An 11,268-nucleotide genomic window follows, 5' to 3' on the forward strand; every position below is an offset into this window, starting at 1 on the left:
TCGCTCCGCCCGGCCTCGTCCGTCTTCAGCTGCGCCGCGCGGCTAGTCGCGGTGCACCGAGCAGGAGCAGGCCCAGCATCATCAGCAGCATGCCGAACGTGCCGAGCGACGGCACCGGCTGGATCGCGACGGGCGGTGCGCCCGCGACCGTGAACACGGTCGGATCGCTCGTGCCGCCGACGGCCGGGTCGTCACTGACTGCGCTGGACTCGTTGGTCCCGTTCGCATCGGCGTCGAAGGACAGGCTGGCCTGGTTGCCAATGACGCCACTGCTGCCGGCGTCGATGGTCGCGACGATCGTGATGACGAGACTGCCGCCACCGGCGATGGCTCCGTTCCAGGTGACCGTGTTGGTGCCGATGTTCGCGACTGCCGTGCCGCCGCCGGCCGCGTTCGCCGACACCAGGGTCAACTGCGCCGGCAGTACGTCGGTGAACTCGTCACCGGGATTGTCGGGCTGGAAGCCGCCGTTGTTGACCAGCAGCACGGTGTAGGTGACGGTGCCGCCGACCACATACGTGCCGCTGACGCTCTTGCTCGCGGCGAGGCTCGCGCCGGCAATCACGCCGGTCGTGTCGGTCGCGACGTTGTCGGACGGATCCGGATCGCCGGCACCGGCCGGCACGGCAATACTCGCCGTGTTGCTGATCGTCGTGCCCGCCGCCGTGGCGGCGGCAACCGGACAGGTCACCGTGAACGTCGCCGTGCCACCGACCGGCAGGTCGACGCTCTGGGCGATGTCACCGCTGCCGCTGGCGGTGCAGATTGCGCCGCCCGCAGCGGCGCAGGTCCAGGTCGGAGCCACGCATTGTGCCGGCATCGTGTCGGTGACGCTCGCTCCGGTGACCGCGCTCGGGCCGCCGTTGCTTGCGACGACCGTATAGGTCAGCGTGCCGCCGGCCAACACCTGGGTCACGCCGTCGGTCTTCGTGATCGACAGATCGGCCGATGCGCCGCCGATCGTGAATGTCGTCGCGTCACTGCCGCCGCCGACGGCCGGATCGTCCGTCACGGCCGAGGCATCGTTAGTGCCGTTCGCGTCGCTGTCGTAGGACACGGCGCCCTGGTTGCTGACGGTGCCGGTAGCCGACGGCTGGATCGTCGCGACGATCGTGATCGTGACGCTGCCGCCACTGCCGGCGATCGCCCCGTTCCAGGTCACCGTGTTCGTGCCGACATTCGCGACCGCCGTGCCGCTGGTCGCGGTTGCCGACACCAGGGTCAGCTGCGCCGGAAGGACGTCGGTGAATTCGTTGCCCGGATTGTCGGCCTGTGCACCGCCGCTGTTGCTCAGCGTGATGGCGTAGGTCACGTTGTTGCCCGGTACGAAGCTGCCGCCGGCGGTCTTGGTCGCCGACACGTTCGCGCCTTGCGGATTGACGGTGTCGCTGTCGGTCGCGCTGTTGTTGCCCGGCACCGGATCGTTGACGCCGGCCGGTACCGTCACGGTCGCCGTGTTGCTCAGCGTGCCGCTGGCCGCACCGCTGATCGCGCAGACTGCCGTATACGTGACGCTGCCGCCGCTGGGCAGATTGACCGTGTCGCTGAGATTGCCCGAACCCGCCGCGGTACAGGTGCCGCCGCCCGCGCCGATGCACGTCCACGTGCAGGTCAGCGATGCCGGGAAGGTATCGGTCACGGTTGCGCCGCTCGCGTTGCTCGGCCCCGCGTTCGCGGCGGTGATCACATACGTGGTGCTTCCGCCCGCGGTGACGCTCGCGACGCCGTCGGTCTTGGTGATGGCCAGATCGGCCAGCGCGCCGCCCACGGTGAACGTGGTCGGATCATTGGCTGCGCCGGTACCCGGGTCGTCGGTCACGCGGCTCGCGTCGTTGCTGCCGTTCGCGTCGCTGTCGTAGGCGATGGAGCCCTGATTGCTGACACTGCCGCTGGCACCCGGGAGCAGTGTCGCCGTGATCGTGATCGTCACGCTGCCGCCGCTGCCGGCGAGCGCCCCGTTCCAGGTCACCGTGTTCGTGCCGACATTCGCGACCGCCGTGCCGCCGGTCGCGGTCGCCGACACCAGGGTCAGCTGCGCGGGCAGCACATCGGTGAATTCGTTGCCGGGATTGTCCGCCTGCGCGCCGCCGCTGTTGTTCAGCGTGACGGTATAGGTGACGGGATTGCCGGGCACGAAGCTTCCACTGACGGTCTTGGTGCCGGACACGTTCGCGCCCTGCGGGTTGATCGTGTCGCTGTCGGTCGCGCTGTTGTTGCCCGGCGTCGGATCCGTGACACCCGCAGGCGCGGTAACCGTCGCGGTGTTACTCAGCGTGCCGCTGGCGGCGCCACTGATCGCGCAGATCGCCGTATACGTGACGCTGCCGCCGCTGGGCAGGTTGACCGTGTCGTTGATGTTGCCGGAGCCCGCCGCCGTACACGTACCGCCGCCGGCACCGGCGCAGGTCCAGGTGCAGGTCAGCGAGGCCGGGAAGGTATCCGCAACGGTCGCACCGCTCGCGTTGCTCGGACCCGCATTCGACGCGGTGATCGTGTAGGTCGTGCTGCCGCCGGCCGTGACGGTCGTGACGCCGTCGGTCTTGGTGATGGACAGGTCGGCCGAGGCGCCGATGGTGTCGCTGTCGGTTGCGCTGTTGTTGCCCGGCGTCGGATCGGTCACGCCGGGCGGCGCCGTCACGGTCGCCGTGTTGCTCAGCGTACCGGTCGCCGAGGCGCTGATCGCGCAGCTCGCCGTATACGTGACGCTGCCGCCGGTGGGCAGGTTGACCGTGTCGTTGATGTTGCCGGAGCCCGCCGCCGTACACGTACCGCCGCCAGCGCCGGCGCAGGTCCAGGTGCAGGTCAGCGAGGCCGGAAAGGTATCCGCAACGGTCGCGCCGCTCGCGTTGCTCGGACCGGCGTTCGACGCGGTGATCGTGTACGTCGCACTGCCGCCGGCCGTGACGGTCGTGACGCCGTCGGTCTTGGTGATGGACAGATCCGCCTGCGGCGTCAGCGTGTCGGTATCGGTCGCCGAATTGTTGGCCGGGTTCGGGTCGGTGATGCTCGACGACACGGTCGCCGTGTTGCTCAGCGTGCCCGTGGCCGACGAGTTGATCGCGCAGCTCGCCGTGTACGTGACGCTGCCGCCCGCAGGCAGATTCGCGCTGTCGTTGATGTTGCCTGCGCCCGCCGCCGTGCAGGTGCCGCCGCCGGCGCCGACGCAGGTCCAGGTACAGGTTTCGATCGCCGGGAACGTATCGGCGACGGTCGCACCGGTGACGGCGTCGGCACCGCTGTTGCTCGCGGTGATGGTGTACGTGACGCTGCCGCCGGGCACGGCCGTGGTCACGCCATCGGTCTTGGTGATCGACAGATCGGCGCTCGCCGCACGGCAGGCCGTCACCGTGACGTCGTCGATGGCGGCACCACCGAGGTTGACGGTGGTGTCGCTGTCGAGATGGAAACGCAGTTCGCTGTTGAGGCCGGCCAGTGAGTCCGCGCGCGCTTCGAACACGCCCCAGCCGGCGCTCGCGCCGATGTTGACGGTGGGATTGCCTGGTGCATCGGTCATCGTGGCGCCGGTCCATTCGTACAGGCGCACGGGCGTGGCACCGCCGACCTGCTGCGCGTCCACGGAGTAATGATCGAAGCTGGCACTCTCCATCTGGTAGCGCTGTGCCCAGCGCACGACGATCGGCGGGGACAGGCCGGCCAGATTGATAGCCGGCGACAGCAGGTCCTGGGTGCTGCTGGCGTTGTAGGTGCTGTCGAGATCGGTCTTCCAGCAGCTCACGCCGCTGTTGCAGGTCGTGAAGTCGGCAATCGGGTTGGTCGTGGTCGTGGCCAGCGTCGCCGGCAGGCCCAGTTCCCATTCGTCGGCGGTGCCGCTGTGAATGAAGCCGTCAGCGCCGGACTCAAAATCGGTGCTGTAGACCGTGGTCGGCACGAAGCCCGCGGCGCAGGCCGGTGGCGGCGGTGCTTCGCAGATGCGCAGGCTCCAGCTTGTCAGCGCACCGCCGTTGGCGCCGGCGGTGTCGTCACGCAGGTCGAGCGTCCAGGTGCCGCCGGCGTTCTCGCCGTCCAGCCAGTTGAGGCGGTAGGGGGTTTCCGGCTTGACGCGCAGCCCTTTGAGGACCGTGAACGTCGGCGTCGCAGCGGCTTCATCGTCGAACACAATGTCCATCTGTGCCTGGCCGCCCGTCGCCGCGGCACCGATGTCGGTGAACAGGCCGATGTCGTTGCCAGCCGGCGAACGCAGGTGCGCGTCGATGTCCTGCATCAGCGCGTGGTTGAGCACGATGTCGACGTCGACGTCGCTGATGCGCGGATTGCCGGGTACGGTAATGACCGAGCTGACCAGGCCGATGCCTGGGCCCAGCGTCTTCGGCACGTCGGTACTCGTATACGTGGTGCAGGTCGGCAGCGGTGTCGGCGGACCCTGTACGCTGACACTCAGGTTGTAGGTCGCGGTCGGCCCGCCCACGGCGGCACTGGCCGAATCCACGAACGCGAAATAGGTACCGCTGGTCTTGACCGAATAGACCGCCGCCTCGGACAGCGGATTCGCCACCGATCCCGTGCTCGCGTCGTTGACGACGAGGATCTGGTTGCCCGCATCGCCGAACAGCGCGAGGCCGATGCGCGCATCCCACTGCACGTTGTCGCGTTCGGGATCGGCGTCCAGGCTCAGGAAAACCGTGTCGCCGGCATTGGCCGTGAAGCTGTACCAGTCCTGCTCGGTCGCTGCGGCCGGATTGCGCGTGCCGCTGACATGGCCGCTGGCCGGCAAGACGTTGGCCGTGGCCGGCGTGTCGTTGGCTTCGGCCTCGGGCTGGGGCGCTGCGCTCTGCAGGCGAAAATGCACGAAGTAGGGACGCATCGTGTTGTTGCTGTTGAATTGGTTGACGCGCAGGTAATACGTGCCGGCCGCGGGAATCACGCGCCCGGCGATTGCCGAGGACGTGCCGGACAGGCTGCCATCGTCTTCGTCGAGTTCAAGGACGGTGACGCCGTCGGTGTCGAGCAGGTTGAGCTGGCTGTCCGAGCTCGCGCTCGTAGTGGCCGAGGTGATGAGCGCGGCATAGACGCGGTCGCCGGCATTCGCGGTGAAGCTGAAGAAATCGACGTCAGTGATCGGCAGGATCTGGGCCTGCATCTGCACGGAGGTAGCGGCGCCGAGCGGCGTTGCCGTCGCGAACGTGCCGTTGGGCTCGACCTCGGACGGGAATTCGCTGGAGAACGCGAACAGCGCGTTGCCGCTGGCCGGTGCCGAAGAGGCTACCAGCGGCGCCTGCCGCTCGGTCGTCGCCGACGGCGCGGCCATGACGGATATCTCGGTCGTCGCCGGCGGCGATTCCGCCTGTGCCGCGCCAATCGCGATCACGCCCACCATCATCCACAACGCAAGGCCTGCACGCAGGCTTCCGCTTCGCTTGAACACGTTGGTTTCCCCTAAAAGTCGATGCGCCGCCGGCGCGTCCCCACTGCTTGACTCGTGGCCCGCGCCTATCCCCGACAGGAGCCCCGCGCCGACGATACGCGCGTGACCCGACAACGTCCATGCAGGCGCCAGTCGAGGCTGCTGCAGCGCCTGGCAGCGGCGCCGCACAGCCGCCGATGGGGTGCGCCCGCTCGATTTCGTGCGCTACGCAAGCCGTTGCCGCTACAGCATGCAATTCGCGGCGCGATTGAGCCCTCGTAGGGCTACCGTCCCCAGGCATGGCGTTGGCACGGCTCCTGCGAAGACGAACGCACACCACAACCACCCGCCATCGCAGGAGCGTCACACATCATGGAACCCGTCACTTATCCCAATCATCCCGTCGCTGGCACCGCCACGGTCACCGGCAACTCGGCGTCCGCCGTCGCCTGGGGCGCCGTGCTTGCGGGTGCGGCCGCCGCGGGCGCGCTCTCGCTGATCCTCGCCTTCCTCGGCTTCGGCTTGGGCATGAGCGCGATCTCTCCGTGGGCCGGCGACGGCGTCGGCGCGACGACACTCGGTATCGGCTCCATCGTCTGGATCACACTGACCCAGATAGCCGCGGCCAGCGTCGGCGGTTATCTCGCCGGCCGTCTGCGCACGCGCTGGATCGATGCACAACGCGACGAAGTGTACTTTCGCGACACGGCGCACGGCCTGCTCGCCTGGGCCGTCGCGACGCTGGTCGTCGCCACGTGCCTGGGCATGACCCTGGGCCGTATCGGCAAGGCCGGCGCCGAAATCGGTGCGCAAGCGATGGCGACCACCGCTGGCGCCGCCGTCGCAACCGGTGCCTCCCTGTCGCGTGATGGCGAAGATGCCGGCATGGGCTATGTGATCGATGGCCTGCTGCGCCAGCCGGCGACGGCAGCGGCAACGCCCGATTCCGCGGGCATGGACGCGGCGCCCGGTGCAGCCGACCCCAACCGCGGCGCCGCCCCTGGCCGTCGCGCCGAAGTCGCGCGCATCTTCGCCAACGCCGCACGCACCGGAGCCCTGCCCGACTCCGACACCCAGTACCTCGCGCAGATGATCGCGCAGCGCACCGGCGTCAGCGCGACCGAAGCCGAAGCCCAGGTACGCCGCGCCCAGGCGCAGTTGCAGCAGGCCGCGACCGAGGCCAAGGAGGCCGCCGACAAGGCGCGTAAGGCTGCCGCCTACGCGTCGCTGTGGCTGTTCATCGCCCTTCTTGGCGGCGCGTTCTTCGCGAGCCTCAGCGCCACCTTCGGCGGACGCCAGCGCGATCTGTAAGAACCGTGCGGGCCGCTTGCGCTGGCAATCGATTCGCCAGCGCAACCTACCCTGCCTACCCCGGTTTCATCCACCTGCCATTGGAGACTGACATGCGATCCATTCTTCTGCTGCTGCTCGGCATTCCGCTGCCCATCGTGATCCTGATCGCGCTGTTCATGCGCTGACCGCCCCCCCTCCGCCACGGCCTCCGCGCCGTGGCGGAGGGTTTTGAGGAACCCTTCCCCATCGATCCGCACTGATGCCCACCGCCGATACCGCTGCTGCAGATCGCGAGAAGACGTCCGCGACATCACCAGCGACTTCCGCCGAACCTGTCTCGCTACGCGCGAACGCCATCGCCTTCTACGACGCCGACCCGATGACGCTGGCCGCGTCGATCGCGTTCTACAGCGCGCTGTCGTTCGCGCCCATCGTGGTGCTCAGCCTCAGCGTCGCTGCAGAATTCTGGCCCGGTTCCGAGATGCGCCTCGTGCGCCAGCTCGGCGCGCTGCTCGGGCCGCAGGTCCGCGAAGTCGCCGAACTCGTCATCACGAGCGGCACGGGGCCGCGCTTCGCCTTCAGCCTGTCGGGCCTCGTCAGCCTGATCGCGCTGCTCGTCTCCGCGTCGACGGCGCTGGCCCAGCTGCAGGACGCGATCAACCGGATCTGGTCGTTCGTCCCGCGCACGAACGGCGCCGTGTGGACCTGGGTGCGCCGCCGCCTGCTGTCGTTCGGCATGATCGCGGTGATCGGCTTCTTCCTCATCATCACGCTGGTCGTCAGCACCTTGCTGTCGGCCGCGCTCGTGCGCGAAGGCTGGGCCTGGGCAGTGCTCAACGAAGTGATCGCGCTGCTCGTGTTCGCAGCCGCGTTCGCGGCCCTGTTCCGTTTCGTGCCGGACCGGCGCGCGCCGTGGTCCGCACTGCTGAAGGGCGCTTTCATCACCGCCGTGATGTTCGACGCCGGTAAATGGGCGCTCGGCGCCTACCTCGCCAACAGTGGTTCCGCCGACGCCTACGGCACCGCGGGTTCGGTCGTGCTGTTGCTGGTGTGGGTCTACTACAGCTCGCTGATCGTGCTGATCGGAGCCGCCGCGACACGCTGGCTCGCACTGCGCCGCGGCGCTTTCGCCTGATCGTCGGCGAGTCCCCGCACTAACGGCGCGCGCGCCGGCGACCGGGCATCGCCATGGGCTTAACGCGCGACGCGCGCTTATGTTTCCTTTCGCGCAGATACAGCACGCCGCGCAGCAGCAGATACAGCAGCGTGCACAGGCAGAACATGACCCACCAGTACGCGCGCAGCCATACGAGAACGGGGCTATCCGACGCGCGGGTCGACGCAGCGATGCCCATCGCGATCAGCGGCAGCACGAGGATCAGCGACAGCCATGCTTTCTTTACCGCAGACGATGCCATGCGCGCTCCCCGGCAAGGTGTAGTGGGACAGGGGCAAGCGGAGCCTGCGGACCTTCTCCGGAATCGACCGCCTGTGCGATCGGCTCACGCGCGATCGTTACTGGATCGCGCCATCGGGCTGTTTTCGACAGCCCGACAGTCGAGCGTGCGAGGGTAATGCGGCCGGCGGTGGCCGAAACGAGGCGTCGTCCCCAGAACCGTGCATGCGCTGCACCGGTCGGAAGCGCGGCGCGCGCCGGCGCCGCGTCGATACTGGCGGTGCAACTACGACGCCAGCGCGCGTCGCAGCGCGTCGCTGTAGGTGCGGCTGACTTTCAGTGTGGTGCCATCCGCGAGCCGCGCGACCGCATCGCGATTGGTCGCCGCGCGCAGCTCGGCGATGCGCGCGACACGCACGATCGCCGAACGGTGTATGCGCTGGAACTGCGCCGGATCGAGCTGGCGCTCCAGCACCTGCAGCGGCTCGCGCACCAGGTGCACGCGGCCGATCGCATGCAGGCCGCAGTAGTCGCCGATCGCTTCGATCCAGTCGATGTCGGCGACATGCACGCCCACGACGCGGCGGCCGACGCGCGCCGAAAAGCGCTGCGGGAACGCGGCCGTCTGCGCCTGCGTCGCAGCCGCCGCGAGCTGCAAGGTCCGGCGCGCGGCGCGTACGCGCTCCAGCGCGCGATCGAAGCGTTCGTCGTCGATGGGTTTGAGCAGATAGTCGACCGCCTGCGCATCGAACGCGCGCAGCGCGAAGCGCTCGTACGCAGTCACGAACACGACGTGCGGCCGCCGCGCGCCCGGCAGCTCGCCCAGCAGTTCGAATCCGTCGAGACCCGGCAGGCGCACGTCGAGGAACATCAGGTCGGGCGCGAGCCGCTGCACCGCCTCGATCGCGGCGGCGGCGGCGGCGCATTCACCGACCACATCGACGTCGGCGTGCCGCGCAAGCCGCGCAATCACGCCCTGCCGCGCGAGCGGCTCGTCGTCGACCACGAGTACGCGCAGCCGGCTCATGCGCGGCTGGCCCACGACCGCGCCGGCATGTCGACGACAGCTTCGCAACCGCCCTCGGGCGGCCGATGCAGGCGCAGACTGCAGTCGTCGCCGTAGAGGAAGCGCAGGCGCGCAGCGATATTGGCCAGGCCCACGCCGAAGTGGTCCGCATCGAATCCGGGCGACAGGTCGATGCCGTCGTTGCGCACGCGCAGGTGCAGGCGCGCGGTACTGCGCGTCACGCCGATCTCGAGCATGGCCGCGGCTTCCTGCGGCGCGATGCCGTGACGGATCGCGTTCTCCACCAGCGGCTGCAGTAGCAACGGCGGCACGGCCAGATCCAGCGCCGCCGCATCCACGACTTGACGCAGTTGCAGGCGATCGCCGAGGCGCACGCGCTCGATCTCCAGGTACGCCAGAGTCAGCTGCAGCTCCTCGGCGACGCGTACCTCGCGCGAGGCGTCCGCATCCAGCGTCATGCGCAGGAAATCGCCGAAGCGCGCGAGCATGCGCGTGGCGTCGTCGTTGCGCCGCGTATAGACCAACGTCGAGATCGCATTGAGCGTGTTGAACATGAAGTGCGGCTGGATCTGGTAATGCAGCGCACGCAGTTCCGCTTCGCGCGCCAGCGCCGTCGCGGTGGCGAGACGCTCGCCCGCCGCGCGTTCGGCCCAATGATAGCGATAGCCGAAATACAGCACGGCCCAGGCACACAGCAACGCCCACGGCGCGATCGCGCCGGTCAGCGCGGCGAACCAGACCGACGCCGCTGGCAGCGGGCCGGCCGGCGCGAAGCTGCGCATGAGTCCTTCCGCACCGACCGCGCAGGCGTAGGCCAGTGCATAGGCGCTGAGCGCCACTGCGAGCGCCGTCCGCGCGATGCTCGCGCGGCGCCAGAGGCGGCGGCACAACGCCATCAGCGGCAGCGTGCAGAGCAGGCAGGCGAGGGTGACGAACGCGCGATACAGCACGTACGACGGATAGTCGAGATTCGGCAGCGTTCCCAGCGCCGACACGGCGACGCAGGCAGCCCAGCCGGCCATCTGCAGGCTGCGAAAGCCGCGTTCCGACGCCGCATCCGGATACGCAACCGGCGCGGAGTCGTCAGGTGTCGCCGTCGTCGTCATGCCGGCAAGACTACCCGCTGCGGTGGCGACTACGCACCGGTCCGCCGCGCGCACGGCACGGGTCGACCGGTCTGCGCCGGCTCACGCTTGTGGAAGCGCCCCACGTGCCTTCCGATACGCCGCATCGCTACTGCCGGAGCCTTCCATGCGTACCGCGTTCGCCTTCGCCGCCTTCCTCGTCACGCTCGCCGCGCCGGCCGCGGAAGACGCACGCAGCCGCGTCTTCGTCGTCGGTAGCCTGTACCAGGGCCACGAGAGCGTGGCGGCCTACGATCTTGCGTCACTGCAGCGCGTACTCGACGCGATCCGGCCCGACGTGCTGGTGCTCGACGTCAGTCCGACCGAACTGAAGCAGCAGAAAGTCTGGCCCGGCAAGGTCGAATATACGAAAGTCATTTTTCCCTATATGAACAAACGCGGCCTCACGGCCTACGCCGGAGAACCGGACGAGCCGCTGTTCAGCCGCATTTCCGGCGGCGTCGGCAAGGCGCGCAAGCAGATGGCCCTGGACCACCCGTCCCGCGCGCAGGCGATGGAGCAATACCGCAAGGCGACCTATGCCGCGTTGAAGGTGTACTGGCAAGGCCCGGCCGAGGTGCACGACGACGATACGGAACAGATGATCGCGGGCCTCAAAAGCTATGAAGCCGCGCTCGTCGGACCTGTCGAACGCCAAGGCAGCCACGACTGGGACGCCTACGCCGCCGCGATGACGCGCAAGGCCGTGCGCGCGCATCCGGGCAAGCGCGTGCTGCAGATCACCGGCATCGAGAACCTGCCACGGGTCCGCGCCGAGCTGCGCCAGGCCGACGATATCGAGCTCGTCGACATGGCTGCGTGGCTGCGTGCGCACGACGTGCGAGAAATCAGGGCAGATGAATGAGAGACGCGTAGAGCAACGGGGAAGCGATCTGCGCTTCCACGCGTCTCTCAAACCTCCACACTCTCTACTGTCGTCTCCAAAAATTACCTTGCAACAATAGCCGTCGCGGCTCGCACAACCGCCTGAAGAATCGCACCAGCGGACTTGTGGATATTCCGCCCATGAGAAGCCAGCGTTCCGGCTGATGGGAAGCCACGGTTC

7 protein-coding genes are annotated in these 11,268 nt (G+C 68.6%); 3 read left to right on the plus strand and 4 right to left on the minus strand.

The genetic code is table 11. From position 1 onward, the window contains the following. Positions 1–25: 25 nt before the first annotated feature. Positions 26–5,383 carry a proprotein convertase P-domain-containing protein gene (locus RUU78_RS05695; protein WP_313914562.1) on the minus strand — a complete coding sequence of 1,786 codons (5,358 nt, stop codon included), beginning with the start codon at positions 5,381–5,383 and terminating at the stop codon, positions 26–28. Positions 5,384–5,734: 351 nt separating this feature from the next. Here RUU78_RS05695 and RUU78_RS05700 point away from each other — a divergent pair, with 351 nt between their 5' ends. Continuing rightward, entirely contained in the window at positions 5,735–6,673 is a 939-nt protein-coding gene (locus RUU78_RS05700) for a hypothetical protein (protein WP_313914564.1), read from the plus strand. A 241-nt stretch (positions 6,674–6,914) separates the two neighbouring features. Next, positions 6,915–7,790 carry a YihY/virulence factor BrkB family protein gene (locus RUU78_RS05705; RefSeq protein WP_313914566.1) on the plus strand — a complete coding sequence of 292 codons (876 nt, stop codon included), beginning with the start codon at positions 6,915–6,917 and terminating at the stop codon, positions 7,788–7,790. A gap of 19 nt (positions 7,791–7,809) precedes the next feature. Here RUU78_RS05705 and RUU78_RS05710 read toward each other — a convergent pair whose 3' ends face one another. The 3 genes from RUU78_RS05710 to RUU78_RS05720 all read right to left on the minus strand — a co-directional run bounded on the left by RUU78_RS05710 (position 7,810) and on the right by RUU78_RS05720 (position 10,184). Continuing rightward, positions 7,810–8,073: a hypothetical protein gene (locus RUU78_RS05710; protein ID WP_313914568.1), complete on the minus strand. Its 264-nt coding sequence runs from the start codon at positions 8,071–8,073 to the stop codon at positions 7,810–7,812. A gap of 264 nt (positions 8,074–8,337) precedes the next feature. Continuing rightward, a complete protein-coding gene (locus RUU78_RS05715; RefSeq protein ID WP_313914570.1) occupies positions 8,338–9,078 on the minus strand; it encodes a response regulator in 741 nt (246 codons plus the stop codon). Then, positions 9,075–10,184: a histidine kinase gene (locus tag RUU78_RS05720; RefSeq protein ID WP_313914571.1), complete on the minus strand. Its 1,110-nt coding sequence runs from the start codon at positions 10,182–10,184 to the stop codon at positions 9,075–9,077. The genes RUU78_RS05715 and RUU78_RS05720 overlap by 4 nt, the downstream gene beginning before the upstream one ends. 145 nt (positions 10,185–10,329) lie before the next feature. On the opposite strand from RUU78_RS05720, the gene RUU78_RS05725 reads away from it, so the two are divergent. Beyond that, entirely contained in the window at positions 10,330–11,067 is a 738-nt protein-coding gene (locus tag RUU78_RS05725) for a hypothetical protein (RefSeq protein WP_313914573.1), read from the plus strand. Positions 11,068–11,268 lie beyond the last annotated feature (201 nt).

It is taken from the genome of Tahibacter sp. (assembly GCF_032229445.1).
Lineage (GTDB): Bacteria > Pseudomonadota > Gammaproteobacteria > Xanthomonadales > Rhodanobacteraceae > Tahibacter.